The sequence below is a fragment of the Pseudomonas sp. 20-5 genome (assembly GCF_056782835.1).
The window spans coordinates 2,771,321-2,790,189 of sequence record NZ_CM165584.1 but is presented as its reverse complement, the minus strand read 5'-3'; the positions used below and the strand labels follow the sequence as shown (position 1 = coordinate 2,790,189).

At 63.6% G+C, this 18,869-nt stretch carries 2 protein-coding genes and 1 pseudogene; all 3 read right to left on the bottom strand.

Features of this window, described 5'->3' with window-relative positions; all coding sequences use genetic code 11:
• Window positions 1-5: 5 nt before the first annotated feature.
• Window positions 6-1,043, bottom strand: a pseudogene (locus AC1RB9_RS13070) (EndoU domain-containing protein); the annotation flags it as partial.
• 242 nt (window positions 1,044-1,285) lie between these two features.
• Window positions 1,286-1,891 (bottom strand): hypothetical protein, encoded by a 606-nt coding sequence (locus AC1RB9_RS13065; RefSeq protein ID WP_023086187.1) that lies wholly within the window; start codon window positions 1,889-1,891, stop codon window positions 1,286-1,288.
• A complete protein-coding gene (gene tpsA1 / locus AC1RB9_RS13060) occupies window positions 1,888-18,810 on the bottom strand; it encodes a two-partner secretion system exoprotein TpsA1 (protein WP_434061251.1) in 16,923 nt (5,640 codons plus the stop codon). The genes AC1RB9_RS13065 and tpsA1 overlap by 4 nt, the downstream gene beginning before the upstream one ends.
• Window positions 18,811-18,869 lie beyond the last annotated feature (59 nt).

Below are 18,869 nucleotides of genomic sequence, written 5' to 3'. Positions count from 1 at the left end.
AAGACCTATTTAATGGGCTTATAAGGTGGGATAGGTGCGTTGTCGGGGAAGGCTGTGATCACCTTTCCTGTAGCGGGCTGATAAACAACGCGCATACGAACTCCATCACGAACCTCATAAGCAACCCATTTAGCGGGATCACCCTTGCTTGTATAAACCCCACCAGTTCCTGTTTGGGCATACCATTTGGTACTAGGGGACGTCGCAATATCACCAACCTCGTGAACTATCTTATCTGCCGACCAGTTTTGAGGGAAAACTGTCTTCCCTGCCTGCCCCGGCCACAAATGGCCACCACTCCCAGGTTTGTCGCCATACAAAATATGCTGTTTAGCTTCGTGGGAAAGAATATCGACATAACCTTTACCTCCCCCACCCAGCCGACCCAAATCCCCCACTGCCCCGAGCTGCGAACTCATACTACCGGAAACCGGTGACTCCGCAATCGCGTTGACCAGGTTCTTGGCTGCTGTTGGCAGCTTGGCGGTTATCTGCGCGCCACCTTTCACTGCCGTCAGAACGCCAACAAGTTCCGCAGCGAAGCTACCGCCCTCGACACCAGCTGTGACCGAACCTTGCCAGCCGGCATCCTCGTATGCCTAGGTCAAGAATGCGGCGCGCTCCTCCAGTCCCTTCAGGTAGTTATCGCCAAATTGCTGCCGGAACTCTGGCGAAGTGGCCAACTGCTCCAGAGCTGCATAGGTTTCCCTCCAGCTCTTGACCAGCTCATAAACACCCACTGCGGTTTCAGCTGTCGAAAGACCGATGCCTCCTCCAACACCTACGACGATACCGACATCCTGCTGGGCCGAAATAATTGCCCATTTGGCTTCTATTCCGGTTTTGCAGAGCTGTTTGTCCTTGCAGCCATCGACCTCCTGCCGCTTCTTCTCCTCCTGCCAATGACTGAGGTAGTTGTGTTGGGTGGCATTCCCCGCCACCCAGGCTCCCGTCTGCAAGCTCTTGGCGTCCGCATCGCCCTGCGTCGAAGCTGCCAGCACGCCGATCAACTGCGGACTCATGGTCAGCAGGCCCTTCTTCTCCAGGCAACGCATACGTTGCCCCGGCGAGCGACCCGCCAGGGATGGCGGGGCCGGAGGTTCAGGACTCTGCGGAAGTAGCGAAAGGGAGGTCAGTGCTCTTCTTTTAAAATCGAAAAAGTAAATTATTAAAGAACAGGGAATTACTGAACGGGGAAAATCTATCTACCTTTTAGTTCTAGAGCAGTGAAAATAAATCCGTCCCCTTTATGCTTGTCCCCTTTATGCTTCTACACTTTTGCATCTTATGCCGATTGCAAAAATCTATACTTCCAATAATCCATACCCTCTAAAACCCAATACCTCTCCCTATCGGGCACTAAATGGCAAAAATCCGAACACTTAGCAAGCCAGTCTGAGTAAGCCAATTCTTCATGCGCCCGATTACAGTCCATATGCATGTAAATTTTGCGATCGAAATTCACATAGAACATTGGAAGCCTAGAGGCAACAGTATTAGCATCATGAAAGTAGCTTGCACTCAACTCAACACCAGAAAGATAGTAATCTTCAATTCTTCCATGCAAAGACTCGCTCAAATCAAGCCCGCACACAAACATATCTTTTAGGTCTTGCCGCGATAACACCCACCGCTCCTCCGCCCTCAAATATTTCAAAAAATTCTCAGCAGTAAGTTTAAGAACCCCACCTCTAAACGTCATGCATGCCGACGCATATTGCTCCTGAGTTATATGACCCTTATCAAGGTATGCACGATAATCCTTCTCCGCATCCAAGCTGAAGTTGAATTTATCATCCACAACCCAGAAGCACGCACCCGAATGAACAAAAAAGCATATATTTTTTTCACCACCCCACAAATCATCAGCTAACAGTTGCCACTGAGTCATCTCCCAAACTCCTTCAAAAACTCGTCATGAGAGTATAAGCGCGCATTGCTTGAGTGCTTTTCAAGTAACGACTCCCACATCTTGGGCAGCTCTAAAGCAACGCCTGGTTGGCTCGGATCTACAATTTTGGGTGCCGACGGATCTCGTGGAACGCCCGGAACTGGGCGCTGAGGTATCGCACTATCCATTATCTGCTTATGAAGACCTGCATCTACCTCAAACACTACTACCGACCCGTCCGGACGCTTGTTAGTTAAGAAGTAGCTCGCATGATCAGCACTCCCCACACTGACACAAAGCTGCCCAGAGCATCCAGGGTTAATTTTAATACTGCCATCGGTATTCACAGTAATTCGATTTTGGCTCGTTGCTGCACCGGAGCCACCGCCTTCGACTCTAAAATACGTTTCAGTCTTAGGAGTCGCTCCTTTTGCCCCCCCACCCAGCCGACCCAAGTCCCCCACTGCCCCGAGCTGCGAACTCATACTACCGGAAACAGGTGACTCCGCAATCGCGTTGACCAGGTTCTTGGCTGCTGTTGGCAGCTTGGCGGTTATCTGCGCGCCACCTTTCACTGCCGTCAGAACGCCAACAAGTTCCGCAGCGAACCTACCGCCCTCGACACCAGCTGTGACCGAACCTTGCCAGCCGGCATCCTCGTATGCCTGGGTCAAGAATGCGGCGCGCTCTTCCAGCCCCTTCAGGTAGTTATCGCCAAATTGCTGCCGGAATTCTGGCGATGTGGCCAACTGCTCCAGAGCTGCATAGGTTTCCCTCCAGTTCTTGACCAGCTCATAAACACCCACTGCGGTTTCAGCTGTCGAAAGACCGATGCCTCCTCCAACACCTACGACGATACCGACATCCTGCTGGGCCGAAATAATTGCCCATTTGGCTTCTATTCCGGTTTTGCAGAGCTGTTTGTCCTTGCAGCCATCGACCTCCTGCCGCTTCTTCTCCTCCTGCCAATGACTGAGGTAGTTGTGTTGGGTGGCATTCCCCGCCACCCAGGCCCCCGTCTGCAAGCTCTTGGCGTCCGCATCGCCCTGCGTCGAAGCCGCCAGCATGCCGATCAACTGCGAACTCATGGTCAGCAGGCCCTTCTTGTCATCGATGGGCAGGCTGGCGTATTGCTTGGCGAAGCTATCCACCAGCGCCTCGTTGACTCCCGCAGCCAGGGCTCCGGTACGGAAATCGCCACCGACCGCTTCGGCGGCCAGACCTCCCATCAGGGCGTGCAAGCCGATCTTGCCGAGGCTGCCGTCGTCCAGTACGCCATGGGTGGTGTCGCCAATCAGCTTGAAGCCGTAGGCCGCAAAGGCATTTGCCAGGCTGTTTTGCAACGCATCGCCCAGGCTGCCCTTGCCGCCCAGCGCCCGGTCCAACAGCACCGAAGTACCATTCTGCAGCAACTGGTTCGAGGTGAACTGGCCCACGCCTTGCCAGGTGCCCAACCCTGCGGCGGGCGCCACGGCCCCGGTGTTCGGTAGAGCGGTCGAGGTGCCGGTCTGGGTCGAGGTCCATTTGTCGTAGACGCCGGCAGTCAGCCCCGCAGTCGTGCCAGCGACTGCATAGCCCCTCAGCGCATCGCTGGAGGTCACGTCCTTGACGACATCCCCCAGGTTTCCCCGGTTGTTGATGGTGCTGATCGCTCCATTGCTGGCCACGCCGCTGAGCGCTGCGGTACCTGCCGCGTTCAACCAGCCCGCCGAAGTCGTAGCGGTAGCGGCTGCGGTCGCGCCTGCCATGGAGGTTCCGGCCCCGGCCGTTGCAATCGCCCCACTGGCTGCGCCCGCCGTGAAGTAAGTCACGACGATCGCTATCGCCAACTGCGCGCCGACGCCCAGCCCGGAGTTGCTGTACTTCCAGCTGTCATGCAGTTCCTGCACGCGCCGCCAATCCACATCGCCGCGCTGCTCCATCTGCTTCAGCCAGGCCAGTTGCGGATCCGCCTGCACCATCGCGTCGATGGTCTGGCTCACGGTCTTCTGGTCGATGTGCTTGAGGTCGATCTTCAGCCCTTCCACGGCCTTGATCGCCAGATTCCCCTGGGCCACGATCTGGCTCTGGCGCACGGTTTCGTCGGTCTGGCCCTTGCCCTTCGACGACTGCCACGCCAGGTTGCCCTTGCTCTTCTCGTGGCTTTCCTGGTGCAGGTCCTTTACCGCCTCGAAGGTCACCGCGCCGCCGCTGACGATGGCCAGGTCGTTGCCCGATTCCAGCTTCGCGCCCTGGTAAGTCTGGTCGCCGCCACTGAGCAGGGTGAGGTCGCCGCCGCTGGATATTTGGCTGCCCACTGCCGTCACATCGGTGATTTCGTCGCGCCGGGTCTTCTTGCTACCGAAGCTGCCTTTGCTCTTCTTGTCGTAGAGGTAGTAACTGCTGTCGTTCGCGGCCAGCAGCTCCAGCTTGTCGCCGGCCACCAGGTAGGCTTCGTCGCCGGCGCTGGCCTGGCTCGCGACCAGCCGCAGGTCCTGTCCGGCATTGATCGCCAGGTCGCCGCCAGCGTCCACGCGAGTGGCCTGCTGGGTGATCTTGTCGTCCTGGAAAGTGACCTTCTTGGTCTTGCCATAGGCATGCTCTTCGTTGGCAGCCGCGACCAGGCCCACATCGCGACCCGCCTCGAATGTCACGTCGCGACGAGCGTCGATGCGGCTGCCCACGACGCTGATATCGCGTCCGGCGCTGACGCTGATGTCGCGTCCCGCCACGACCTCGGCGCCCATCTGGGTCGTCTGGGTCTGGTATGCCTGGCTTCCTGCCGTCCAGCCCCGCTCCGCTACCGCAGCCGAAACCAGGACATCCCTGCCGCCTTGCAAAGCGAGGTCACCCTTGCTGTCGATGACACCGCCAATATTGGCTACATCGCGTCCTGCCGAAACGGTCAGCTTCTGCGCAGCCTCGATACGCGCGGCGCTATCGGCAAATGCCTCAGTGGTACCGGTTCCCCTGTAGGAAGACTGGTGCTGGGTCACCGTCCGTTCATTGATGACGTCTCCGGTAAGGGCGGAGAGGCTTACCTCGCGCCCGGCAATGATGCCGCCCTGGTCATTGCGGATGGAGCCGCTGGCCAGCAGGTCGAGGCGGTTGCCGGCCTCGATCAGGCCGCTGTTGTCGATGTTGCCGGCTGTCGCGCTGAGGTCGTTCTGCGCGCGCAGGGTACCGGCGTTCCTCAGGTCCCCGCCGGTGATCAGGTTCACGTCGCGCCCCTGGATCAGCGCGCCGTTCGGGCCCAACCGCCCCTCGGCCTGGGCCAGGTAGACCACGGGGGCGAGGACCTTCTCGCCATTCACCTCGACTTCTTCCAGCCAAACGATGTCGTGGGTCAGCGCCGCCACCTGGGCGGCGCTGAGGGTGACGCCAGGGGTCAGTCCCAATACGTCCTTGCTGGCGATGGCGTTGTCCATCAGATAGCGGAACATCGCTTCGTCGCTGTTCAATCCGGCGATGAAGCGCTGCCCCGTACGCTGGACGATCGCTTCGCGTACCAGGCGCTGCTCGTATAGACCGTCGCCCAGGCGCTTCTTGCTGTCATCCGGATTGATACCCAGGCCACCGAGCAGGTAGTCCGAGTTGAGGAACTGCTTCAGCTCGGTGAGCGCCGGGTTGGTCTCGATCAGATACTTGTGGCTGTTGCTCGGTGTGGCATTGCTGGGCACGCCCTCAACGCGCGCAACCGACGGCAGGGTTTGCAGCGCCGGCTGCCCAACCGGAGGCTCGGCAAGAAGGGCGCTCCGCTCTTCGAGGCGAGGCAGGCTGCCCTGAGCCCTAACGGCCGAAGGCAGTGCCTGCACCGACGACTGCTCAGCCGGCAGATCGGCAAGGATGCTGCCATTGCCACCTGGACTGGAGCCTACCCCCTCTACACGCACTGTCGAAGGCGAGGCGTGGACCGTCGCCTGCGCACCCTGCCAATTGGCGAGAATAGTTCCATTCCCATCGTGACCGGGCACTGTGCCTTGAACACGATCAGCCGCGGGAAGGCTTGAGAACGAGGGTAGACCAGCGCGCAGATCGGCGAGGATGACGCCATTGCCGCTGTGACCCGATGCATTGCCCTCGACGAGTCCACCCAGTCCCGTGGTCGCCTGGTGCTCACCGGCCTGGAAACGGCCAGTGTTTCCCCCGTCGCCCGAGATTGGCGCGGAAGCCCGTAGCGCATCGATAGCCTCAGCTACCCGGCCTTGATAGGCGGAACCGGCAAGCGAGGTGACCCGATCATCGCCGACACGACGCGCCTGGGTACTCCAGCCACTTGCGTCACTGCCTGCCTGTGCGGATACAGATACGCCATGGCCGCTCTGGGTGAGATCGCTGGCGGATTTCAGAGCACCACTTGCCTGGTTCACCTGGGCTCCTTGGGACGCCAGGCGGAAGAGCCCATTCTGGCCTTGAGGCAGGCTGAAGCCCGGCAAGGTGAGAGGATTGATCTGTTGCCTTGCCAAATCCGCTGGCAGTTGACTCTTCAGAGTCACTACGGCGCTCGTCGTGCTTGAAACAGCTATGTCCTGATGAGGTAACTGGGTTTCCTGAACGGCCTGAAATCCCTGTAGGACAGAATTATTGAAACTCTCCGCAGCATTCACCGTTACACGACCGCCAGCTTGCACGACAGCACCAACCGTTGAGTTCGCCCCTTTGTTAATCGTCAACTCATCGAGAGGAGCCAATCCCTTAAGTAGATCTGGAATAGCATCCGTTTTTTTCGATGAATAATTCGGCGCCGGTATTCGTCCAATAGCCTTATTCCAGCGATCTGTGTCCGGATACTCAACATCTAAGGTACCGAAGTACAGGTGCCAACCCGGCCCACCATTTTTCCCGTTTCCATGAATGACCTCCAGCGGAGAGACTTTTTCATTAAAATTCTTGTCGAAATAATGAATATTCGGAAGTCTCCCCCCTGTGCTCGCATATCCCTCCCCATAACTGGGATCGTTGACAGCGTTATACGCCAATATGCGCATAAGCAATTCTTCGCCAAATTTACTCGGCGGCGAATAAACGCCCCTGACCGCATATTCCCCTAACGCATAACCTTTGTTTTCGAAATTACTCAGAGATAGCGTGGCGTCTCTTACAGCACTTATATTAGAAGCAATATTCTGCAGGCTTGCACCTACAACAAGCAGATCTCGACCAGCCGTAATTGAAGCAGCGGCAGAAGACTCTCCCAATGTAGACTTATATTCCCTGATCCAGACAAGCTCGCTCGAAGACCTAGTTTTTCCCCACCTCTCAGAAAGCTGACACCCCGTACAGCGGACGCCAATAGCGCTATTCTGCAAGTCACCTTCAATCTCTAGAGTTTCCCTTCTATTGAGAAGTGAACTCACGGAGAAACGCATATCACCTGTGCTCTCTAAATTCCCGGAAATGTTCTCCAAGCGATTTGCCCAGCCCCCCGCATCGTCGCGGGCGATATCCAGCCTGCCGAGGCTGTACACATCCCCGTAGAGGTTGGTGATGTCGCCGGCGCGCAGGGTCATGTCGGCGCCACTGAACAGCAACCCGCGCTCGTTGAGCAGGGCGGGCGCGTTCAATCGCAGGTTGCCGCCGCCGCCCAGGGTGCCGTAGTTGTTCAGGCTCGCGGCGCTGGCCACGAGGTCGCCGGCGGCGGTGATCCGCCCACGGTTGACCAGCAGGTTGCCGGCGCCAAGCGTGACATTGGCGCCGCCGGCGAGGCTGGCGGCATTGCCGAGGTCGAGGCTGGCGGCGTTCAGGGCGAAGTCGCCGAGGCTGGTGGCGCGGCCGTTGCCACGGTAGCCGCCGCTCAGGTCGAGTCGCAAGCTGCCGTCGCTGGCCAGCAGGCCGTCGTTGCTCCAGTCGCCGCCGCGGCCAGTGAAGGACTGCACCGCCAGCAGCTTGCCCTCGGCCGTCTGGCGGAAGGTGCCGATGTCCAGGTTCAGGCGTCCGGCTTGCAGCACGCTGCTGTTGGTCCATTCGCTGGCGCGGATGTCCAGCAGGCCATTGGTGGTCAGTTCCCCGCCGGCGCGGATCACCTGCGCGGAATCCAGGCCGAAGGTGCCATTGCCGGTGTGGAGGATGCGCCCGCCGGCGTTGGCCAGGCTGCCCAGTTGCAGGTCGAGGTCCTGGTTGGCGCTTTCCAGCACGCCGTAGGCGTTGTTCAGGCCGCCAGCGACCAACCGCGTGCTGCCGCTGCGGCCGAGGGCGCGCAGGCTGCCGCCGCTGTTGTCGATCGCGGCGGCGCGCAGGTGCAGCTCGCTTTCGCTTTCCAACTGGCCGAAGCGGTTGGCCAGCGCGCCGGCCAGGCTGAAGTCGATGCGCCCGGCGCCGACCTTGCCGCCCTGGCCCGCCGCCGCGCCCTGGTTGAGGAAGCGCTGGCCGTCGAGGCTGAGCAGGCCGCTGGCGTAGAGGCCGCCACCCTGGTTGTCGAAGTCGGCGGTGACGATGCGGTTGTCGCCGCCCAGCGCCGAGAGATGGCCCTGCTGGTTGCGCACGCCTTGCCCGGCGCGGATTTCCAGCGACTGCGCCTGGGTGACGCCGGCGCTGTTGTCGAACAGCCCGGTGACCAGCTTCAGCCAACCCTTGGCGCTGTTGAGCACGCCGCCGGCGCCGTTGTCGAGGCTGCCGCTCTGCAGGTCGAGGTTACCGGCCCGGCTGTCCAGGCGGCCGCCCTGGTTGTCCAGCGCGCCACCGATACGCAGCTGGTTGTCGCCCTGGGCCTGGAGCGTGCCCTGGCGGTTGTCCAGGCTGCCGGCCTGCACATCGAGGGCGCCGGCCTGGCTGAAGATCAGGCCGTCCTGCTGGTTGCGCAGGGCGCCGCCGCCCAGGCGCAGGCTCATGCCGGCCTGGCTGGCGAGGGTGCCGGAGGCGCTGTTGTCGAGGCTGCCGGCGCTGATCTCCAGCAGCCCCTGGCTGACCAGCTTGCCGCCGCGGTTGTCGACGCTGGCGCTGCGCAGCAGCAGGTCGCCGCCGCTGGCCAGGCGCGCCGCGCCGGTGTTGACCAGGGCGCCGCCAAGGATGGCGTCGAGCCGGCCCTGGCTGATCAACTGGCCGTCGCTGTTATCCAGGCTGGCGCCCTTGAGCAGCAGGCTGCCGCCGTTGATCCGGCCGCCGGCGTTGTTCAGCAGCGTATCGTCGCGCTCGAAGCTCAGCGCGCGCTGCGCCGAGACCAGGCCGCCCTGGCCGTTGTCCAGCTTCCCGGCGATGCTCAGGGTCACGTCGCTTTCGCCGGAGACGATGCCCTGGGCGTTATCCAGGCTGGCGGCGTCGATCCGTTGCGCGCCCTTGCTGACCAGCGCGCCCTGGCCGTGGTTGTCCAGCGCGCCGCCGAGGCTGATGGCCAGCTCGCCGTCCTTGCTCGAAAGGGTGCCGCCGGCGCTGTTGTCCAGGCTCCCGCCTGTCACCGTCAGGCCCTGCCATCCGGAGAGCAGGCCGGCGCCGGCGTTGCCCAGCGCGTCGGCGTCCAGGCGCAGTTTCCCGGCGCTGATGATGCGCCCCTGCTGGCCGTTGTCGATGCGTCTGGCCAGCAGCTCGAAGCCCTGCTGGCTGGAAATCTCGCCGCCCTGGCGGTTGTCGAGGACGTTCAGCCGCTCGATGCTCAGCGGGCCGCGGGCACTGATCAGGCCGCCCTGGTTATCCAGGTCGCCGCCTCGCAGGTCGAGACTGACGCCGCGCTCGCCGATCAGCCGGCCCTGGCGTTGCACCAGGCGCTCGACCGTCAGGCGCAGGTCGCCCCGGGCGGAGATTTCGCCACCGTCGGCGGAATCGACGCGCCCTGCCGTCAGTTCCAGTTCGCCGTCGCTGGTGAGCAGGCCGCCACGGTTGTCCAGGTTGGCGGCGCTCAGGCGCAGCGACTGCTTGCCACTGAGGGCGCCGCCACGGTTGTCGAGGTCGGCGCTGCTGACGTCCAGCACGCCCTGGCTGATCAGTTGGCCACCCTCGGCGTTGTCCAGCGCACCAGTGACGACGCTCAGGCCGGCGTTGCCAGAGAGCAGGCCCTTGCCGCTGTTGTCCAGCGAGGCGCTGGCGAGCGTCAGGCGGGCGCCGGAGACGGTGCCTTCGGCGTGGTTGTCCAGCGCGCCATCGACGCGCAGGTCGATGCCGGCGCGGCTGGCCAGGGTGCCCTTGGCGCTGTTGTCCAGGCGAGCGGCCGCGATGTCCAGGCCGGCGGCGCCGGAGATCACCCCGGCCAGGCTGTTGTCCAGGGCCTGGGCGATGCGCAGGGTCAGGCTGTCGGCGCCGATCAGGCGCCCGCCGCGGTTGTCCAGGCTGGCGGCGGCGAGGGTGAAGGCGCGGTCGCTGGAGATTTCCCCGCCGGCGCCGTTGTCCACCGCGCCGAGCTGGCGCAGCAGCAGCGCGCCGGGCGTGGCGATCAGGCCGCCATCGCGGTTGACCAGCGTGCCGCCATTGAGGTCGAGGGTGACGCCGGTTTCGCTGACCAGAACGCCGCCTCCGCGCTGGTCGAGGCCTTTCAGGTTGGCGTCGAGCAGGCCCTTGGCGCTGACCCGGCCCTGCTGGCCGTTGTCCAGCCGGGCGGCCACCAGGGTGATGCCGGCGTTGCTGCCGATGCCGCCGTTGCGGCTGTTGTCCAGCACGCCGGTGCGGATATCCACCGCACCCTTGGCGCTGATCACGCCGGAACGGCTGTTGTCGAGGCTGGCGCCCTTCAGCGTCACGCCGGCATCGCTGAGCAGCCTGCCGCCCTGGTTGTCCAGCGCGGCCTGGCTGGTCAGCGCCAGCGCACCGGCGCTGGAGAAGGTCCCGCCACGGTTGTCCAGGCGCGCGGCGCGCGCCGTCAGGCTGCCTTCGCTGACCAGCGCGCCGCCCTGGTTGTCCAGCACGCCGCCGAGGCTCACGCTCAGGCTGTTCTGGCTGTCGAGCCGCCCGCCGTCGCCGTTGAACAGTTCGCCGCCGTCCAGGCTCAGGCCGTCGCGCCCGGCCAGCACCCCCTTGGCCTGGTTCAGCAGGCGCTGCACGGTGAGGCGCAGGCCGCTGTCGCCGATGACCTTGCCGCCGCGGTTGTCCAGTTGCTCGCGGGCGTTCACGGCGACCTTCGAGGTGCTGGAAATCTCGCCGGCGCGGTTGTCGACCTGCCGCGCCTCGATAGCGATGCCGCCATTCGCGGCGATCAGCCCGGACTGGCTGTTGTCGAGCATGTCGGCGCGAAGGTCCAGGCTCCCCTGGCTGACCAGCTCGCCGCCTTGCTGGAGCAGCGTACCGACCGCCGCCTCCAGCACGCCTCTGGCGGCGATACGGCCTTGGTTGCCGTTGCTCACCTGGTCGGCTACAAGCTCCAGGCGGCCTTCACTCACCAGGCTGCCTTGTTCGGCGTTGTCCAGGCTGGTCACGCTGATACGGGCATCACCCTTGCTGCCGATGGTTCCCGCACGGTTGTCCAAGACCTGAGACTCGATGGCCAGTCCGTCGGTCGCCAGGACCTGCCCCTTGAGACTGTTGTCCAGTGTCTTGGCGATGCGCAGGGTCAAAGCTTCGCTGCTGATCAGCCGCCCGCCCTGATTGTTCAGTGTGTTGGCGGCGAGGGTAAAAGCACGGTCGCTGGATATCTCTCCGCCGACGCTGTTGTCCACCATGCCGAGTTGGCGCAGCAGGAGCGCGCCAGGCGTTGAAACCAGACCGAGGTCGTGGTTGTCCAGGGTGCCACCGTTGAGGTCGAGGGTGACACCGCGCTCGCCGACCAGCGAGCCTCCCCCCTGCTGAAGCAACCCTTTCAGGTTGGCGTCGAGCGTACCCTTGGTGCTGATCCGTCCTTCCCGGCCGTTGTCGACCAACCCGGCGACCAGGGTGACGCCCGTATTGCCGCCAATGGATCCCTTCTGACTGTTGTTCAGGGCTCCGGTACGAATGGCCACAGCCCCTTTCGCACTGACCAGGCCCGCACGGCTGTTGTCGAAGCCAGTGCTGTTCAGGGTGGCTCCAGCATCGGTCACCAACCTGCCACCCTGGTTGTTCAACTCGCCCCGGCTGGTAACGAGCAGGCTACCCGCACTGGAGAAAGTCCCCGCCTGGTTATTGACCTGGTCGGCCTTCACTGTCAGCGACCCTTCGCTGACCAGTGCACCGCTCCCCTGGTTGTCCAATGCACCACTGAGCGTTACATCCACCTGGCGTTGGCTGCTGAGCAGGCCGCCATCGCCATTGAGCAGTTCCGCGCCGTCCAGGTGCAATCCATCGCGACTGGCGAGCACACCCTTGGCCTGGTTCAGCAGGCGCTGCACGGTTAGGCTCAGCTCACTGTCGCCGATCACCTTGCCCCCCCGGTTGTCCAGTTGTTCCCGGACAGCCAGAGCCACCTTGGCCACGCTGGATATTTCCCCACCGCGGTTATCGATCTGGCGTGCCTCGGCGGTGACCCCGCCATCGGCGCTCACCAGGCCGCCATTGCGGTTATCCAGGCTATCGGCGTCGAGAGTCAGCGTCCCCTGACTGGCCAGTTCTCCACCCTGCTGCTCCAGGGTGCCAACCGTGACCTGCAGATCGCCCTTCGCGGCAATGCGCCCCTTGGCGCTGCTCACCTGCTTGGCGGTCAGATCCAGGGCGCCTTCGCTGACCACGCGGCCTGCCTCGTTCTCCAGGCGGTTCACCCCGATGTGTGTATCGCCCTTGCTACCAACGATGCCGCTATGGTTGTCGAAGACGAGTGCAGCGACATCCAGCCCTCCGCTTGCGGAAAGAACGCCTTGGAGGCTGTTGTCCAGTGCCTGGGCGATGCGCAGGGTCAGGGAGTCGCCGCTGATCACGCGGCCACCCCGGTTGCTCAGCGCGGTCGCGGCGAGGGTAAAGCTTCGATCGCTGGAGATCTCGCCACCGCCACTGTTGTCCACGACACCCAGTTGCCGCAGCAGCAAGGCTCCAGGCGTGGCGATCAGGCCCTGAGCACGGTTGACCAGTTCTCCCCCGCGCAGATCGAGCGCGATGGCCGTATCGCTGACCAGCCTGCCGCTGCCCTGCTGATCCAGCCCCTTCAGGTTGGCATCGATCGCACCCTTGGCAGTGATCCGGCCGTTCTGGCTGTTGTCCACCAGGTCCGCGACCAGCGCGAGCCCGGCACCGCTGCCTATGCCGCCCTTCTGGCTATTGTTGAGGCTGCCAGTACGGATCTCCGCGGCCCCCTTGGCGCTGACGATGCCGCCCTGGCTGTTGTCGAGGCTGGCGCTGCGCAGGACGGCACCGGCGTCGGTGACCACCCTGCCCCCCTGGTTGTTCAACGCACCCTGGCTGGAAAGCGACAAGGTCCCGGCGCTGGAGACTGCACCGCCCTGGTTGTCCAGCCGACCGCTCTTCACGCTCAGGCGTCCCTGGCTGCTCAAGCTGCCCGCCTGATTGCCCAATACGCCGTCCAGAATGACGTCGATGCTTTGCTGGCTGCTGAGCAGGCCGCCGTTGCCATTGAACAGTTCGGCGCCATTCAGGCGCAGCCCATCACGACTGGCGAGTACCCCGCCGTCCTGGTTGAGTACCCGTGGCGCGGCGAGGCGAAGTCCGCTATCGCCGATGGCCTTGCCGCCTCGGTTGTCCAACTGCTCGGCGACGTCCAGTGTCACCTGGCCCGGGCTGGCGATTTCGCCCGCACGGTTGTCGATCCTCCGGGCGGAAACGGTCAGGTTGCCATCAGCACTGACCAGACCGCCGCTGCGGTTGTCGAGGCTATCGGCCTCGAGCATCAGCGCACTCTCGCTGCTCAATTCGCCACCCGCCTGGTTAAAGGCTGTCACGCTGGCGTGCAGGTCACCCCTGGCCGCGATCCGTCCCCTGACACTGTTCGCTCGCTCGGCAGTCAGTTTCAGACGACCTTCGCTAAGCAGGTCGCCGTCATCGTTTTCCAAACGGGACACGTCGATATCGACGGCGCCCTTGCTGCCGATGGAGCCACTGCGGTTGTCCAGGGCAAGCGCCCGGATATCCAGGCCTCCGGTGCCGGAGAGAACACCTTCGAGGCTGTTGTCCAGAGCCTGGGCGATGCGCAACGTCAGTACACCGCCGCTGCGCAGGCGGCCACCCTGGTTGGTCAGCGCGGAGGTGGTGAGTGTGAAGGCTCGGTCGCTGGAAATTTCCCCGCCGCTGTTGTCCACCATGCCGAGTTGGCGCAGGAGCAAGGTTCCAGGCGTGGCGATCAGGCCCTGAGCGCCATTGGCCAGGGTTCCCTCGTTCAGGTCGAGTATGATGCCGGCATTACTGACCAGCCGCCCTTTGCCCTGCTGATCGAGTCCCTTGATATTTGCGTCGATCATGCCTTTGGCAGTGATCCGACCTTCCTGGCTGTTATCCACCTCAGTAGCAATCAGGCCGAGCCCGTCATTACTGCCAAGATTGCCTTTCTGGCTGTTGTTCAGAACCCCGGTATGGATCTCCGCCGCAGCGTTGGCACTGATGATCCCTGATCGGCTGTTGTCCAGGCTGGCGCTGGTCAGGCGCAGGCTGGAGTCCGTCACCAACTTGCCGCCACGGTTGTCCACCGCCTCCTGGCTGCTCAGTCTCAGCGCACCGGCGCTGGACAGAGTGGCGTCCTGGTTGTGTATGCGCCCGGCGCTCACCGTCAGGGTACCGTCGCTGAGCAGCGCGCCCTTGCCCTGATTGTCCAGCACGCCGTCCAGAGTGACCTCTATATGTCTCTGACTGCTGAGCAGTCCGGCATTGCCATTGAACAATTCGGTACCACTCAGGCGCAGCCCATCGCGGCTGGCGAGTACTCCCTTGTCCTGGTTGAGCACGCGTGGCGCGGTGATGCCCAGACCACTGTCACCGACGATCTTGCCGCCACGGTTGTCCAGTTGCTCAGTGAGGTTCAGCGTCGCCACGCCCTGGCTGGCAATCTCGCCGGCACGGTTGTCCACCTGCCGGGCATCGATGACCACACCTCGGTTGCCGGCGATGCGACCAGCGCCGTTGTCGACTTTGTCGGCGTCGAGGGCCAGCGCGCCCTGAGTCGTCAGCTCTCCCCCGTTCTGCACCAGCGCACCGAGTTTGGCACGCAGATCATCCTTGGCGACGATACTCCCCTTGGAATTGTTCGCCTCATCGGCTACCAGCTTCAGGCCGCGTTCGGCGATCAGCGTGCCAGCGTCGTTTTCCAGGCGGGTCACACCGATATCGATGGCGCCCTTGCTGCCGATGGAGCCACTACGGTTGTCCAGGACGAATGCCTGGATATCCAGACCTCCGGCGCCGGAGACAATCCCCTCGAGGCTGTTGTCCAGGGCCTGCGCGATACGCAAGGTCAGGGCTCCACCGCTGAGCAGGCGTCCACCCTGGTTGTTCAACGCGGAGGTGGCAAGAGTGAACGCGCGGTCGCTGGAGATTTCCCCACCGCTGTTGTCCACCACGCCGAGTTGGCGCAGGAGCAAGGTGCCAGGCGTGGCGATCAGGCCTTGAGCGCGATTGACCAGGCTTCCCTTGTTCAGATTGAGCGTGATGCCGGTATCGCTGACCAGGTTGCCCCTGTCATGCTGGTCCAACCCTTGGAGAGCCGCATCGATCGCACCTTTGGCAGCGATCCGGCCCGCCTGGCTGTTGTCTACCCGAGCGGCGACCAGGGTGAGTCCCGCATCGCTGCCGATACTGGCTTTCCGGCTGTTGTTCAGGTTGCCGGTACGAATCTCCACGGCCCCCTTGCCACTGATCGCACCGGCCTGGCTGTTGTCGAGGCTGGCGCTGCTCAAGCTAAGTCCGGCGTCGCTCGCCAGTCTGCCGCCCTGATTGTTCAGGGCGCCCTGGCTGGTCACTGCCAATGCCCCTGCGCTGGATAGCGTACCGCCCTGGTTGTCGAGCCGGGCTGACTTCACCGTCAGGAAGCCCCGGCTGTCCAGGCTGCCGGCCTGGTTATCGAACGCACCGGCCAGGGAGACGTCGATACCCTTCTGGCTGGACAGCAGGCCCCCCGCGCCGTTGAACAACTCCGTAGCACTCAGGCGCAGCCCATCGCGGCTGGCGAGTACCCCCTTATCCTGGTTGAGCACGTGCGGCGCGGTGATGCCCAGACCACTGTCACCGACGATCTTGCCACCGCGGTTGTCCAGCTGCTCAGTGAGGTTCAGCGCCACCACGCCCTGGCTGGCAATCTCGCCGACGCCGTTGTCCACCTGCCGGGCCGTGATGTCCACGCCCTGGTTGCCAGCGATACGGCCAGCGTTGTTGTTTAGGATGCCCAGGTCGAGAGTCAGCGAGTCCTGACTGGTCAGTTCTCCTCCCTTCTGGCTCAGCGTGCCAACCTTGGCATGCAGGCTATCATTGGCGGCGATACGCCCCTTGGAACTGTTCGCCTCATCGGCTACCAGCTTCAGGCCGCGTTCAGCGATCAGTGTGCCAGCGTCGTTTTCCAGGCGGGTCACACCGATATCGATGGCGCCCTTGCTGCCGATGGAGCCACTACGGTTGTCCAGGACGAATGCCTGGATATCCAGACCTCCGGCACCGGAGACAATCCCCTCGAGGCTGTTGTCCAAGGCCTGCGCAATACGCAAGGTCAGGGCTCCGCCGCTGAGCAGGCGTCCCCCCTGGTTGTTCAACGCGGAGGTGGCAAGAGTGAACGCGCGGTCGCTGGAGATTTCCCCACCGCTGTTGTCCACCACGCCGAGTTGGCGCAGGAGCAAAGTGCCAGGCGTGGCGATCAGGCCTTGAGCGCGATTGACCAGGCTTCCCTTGTTCAGATCGAGCGTAATGCCGGTATCGCTGACCAGGTTGCCCCTGTCATGCTGGTCCAACCCTTGGAGAGCCGCATCGATCGCACCCTTGGCAGCGATCCGGCCCGCCTGGCTGTTGTCTACCCGAGCGGCGACCAGGGTGAGTCCCGCATCGCTGCCGATACTGGCTTTCCGGCTGTTGTTCAGGTTGCCGGTACGAATCTCCACGGCCCCCTTGCCACTGATCGCACCGGTCTGGCTGTTGTCGAGGCTGGCGCTGCTCAAGCTAAGTCCGGCGTCGCTCGCCAGTCTGCCGCCCTGATTGTTCAGGGCGCCCTGGCTGGTCACTGCCAATGCCCCTGCGCTGGATAGCGTACCGCCCTGGTTGTCGAGCCAGGCTGACTTCACCGTCAGGAAGCCCCGGCTGTCCAGGCTGCCGGCCTGGTTATCGAACGCACCGGCCAGGGAGACGTCGATACCCTTCTGGCTGGACAGCAGGCCCCCCGCGCCGTTGAACAACTCCGTAGCACTCAGGCGCAGCCCATCGCGGCTGGCGAGTACCCCCTTGTCCTGGTTGAGCATGCGTGGCGTTGTGATGTCCAGGCCACTGTCACCGACGATCTTGCCACCGCGGTTGTCCAACTGTTCGCGAGTGCTCGCCACCACCCTCGACGTGCTGGAGATATCGCCCGCTCGGTTGTCGATCAACCGAGAGCTCAAGTCGAGATCCTGGCCGGCGACAATGCGACCGCTGCGATTATCGAGCCGATCCGCCTTCAGGAGCGTACGGCGCTCGCTGACCAGCTTGCCGCCCGCACTGTTGTCCAGACGAGCGACCTCGATGTCCATGTCTCCCTTGCTGGAAAGGAGACCGGCACTGCGATTGTCCAGTGCGGCAGCCTGGACCTGCAGTTCGTTCAGACCGACGACCTGGCCGCCACGGTTGTCGAGATCGCCACGGGTCTTGACCACGGCGCGGTCCCGGCTCTGCAACAGGCCGTCCTGGCGGTTGTCCAGGCTGCTCGCCTCGACCCGCAGTTCGCCCTCGGCGAGCAGCTTGCCGCCACGGTTGTCCAGGTGTCCGCCGTCGACCCGGACGGTCGCCCCCTTCAGGCTGCCGCCCTGGTTGTCCAGCGCCTGGCTCGCCTTCGCTTCCAGCGCGCGGCTGGCCACCAGGCTGCCGGCGTTGCGCAGGGTGCCGCTGCGCAGCTCGAGGTCGCCGCGGGCGTTGCGCCGCTCGTCTGGCTCGACGCCGGCTTCGATCACCCCGGCGTTGTCGATATGCGCCGCCTCCAGCACGATGCGTTCGCGCGCCGCCAGGCTCTGCCGGTTGACCAGTTCCTCCGCGCTGCGGATCTCGGCGCTGCCGCCGGCGTAGGTCTTGCCATTCAGCTCCACGGCCTGGGCCGCGATCTTCAGGTCGCCCTGGCTGGAGGCCTGGGCCAGGCTCAGCTTGCCGCTGGCGTCGATGCGGATGTCGCCGCCGCTGGCGGCCATGTCGCCGGCCAGCCGCACCCCCACGCCCTGCTCGGTGCCGACCAGGCGGATCGCCCCGGCGTACATCCCGCCCAGCGCCGAGCTGTCGATCGCCAGCTGCGGCTTCTCGCTGCCATCGGCGGCGCGCGGCGTGGCCTGCAGGCTGTCGGCCTGGACGTCGTTGCGGCCGGTGACGATGTTGAGGTTCTTCGCGTAGAGCTTGGCGTTGAGCTTGGCGCTGCGGGTGATCAGGTCGAACTGTTCGAGGTTGCCGACGTTCAGTTCGGCGCCTTCGACGACGATGTCGCCGCCGTCCACCTGGAAGCGCTCCAGGCGCTGGCCGTCCATGATCGGCTTGCCGGTGGTGAGGGTCGCGCGCGGCGTGTTGATGAAGCCGCAGCCCTGGCAGGTGATGCCGTGCGGGTTGGCGACGATCACCCGCGCCGACTGCCCGGCCACCTCGGTGTAGCCGGCCAGGGTGCTGCGGTTGCCGCCGGTGACCTGGTTGAGGATCACCTGCGCCGCCTGGCCCTTGAGGTTGGGGTTGCCGAGGATGATCCCGCCGAGCTGGGTACCCTGGGTCTTGCCGGTGGCGTTGTTGAGGATCAGCCCGTTGGCGCCGACGTTGTAGTCGCGGAAATGGTTGTTCGACAGCCCGGCGCCGTTGGGCGTGGCGATATTGACGATGGGCACGCCGTTGCCCGCCTGGCCCAGGCCGGTGTTGCCGCCGGCGGCCTTGTCCAGCGCCAGCCCCGCCGCCGCGGCGACGATCGGGTTGAGGAACAGGATGCCGGCCAGGGACAGGGCGATGCACTGGTTCAGCGGGCTGCGGATGTCCATATCGTTACTCCTTGGCGGGTAGGGGCCCGGCGAGGTTAAGCAAGGTTTTCCAAGGAAAG

Excerpts from the sequence above, each read along its gene's own strand:
- tpsA1 (WP_434061251.1), bottom strand. The coding sequence starts at position 18,810 with ATGGACATCCGCAGCCCGCTGAACCAGTGCATCGCCCTGTCCCTGGCC.
- AC1RB9_RS13065 (WP_023086187.1), bottom strand. The coding sequence starts at position 1,891 with ATGACTCAGTGGCAACTGTTAGCTGATGATTTGTGGGGTGGTGAAAAA.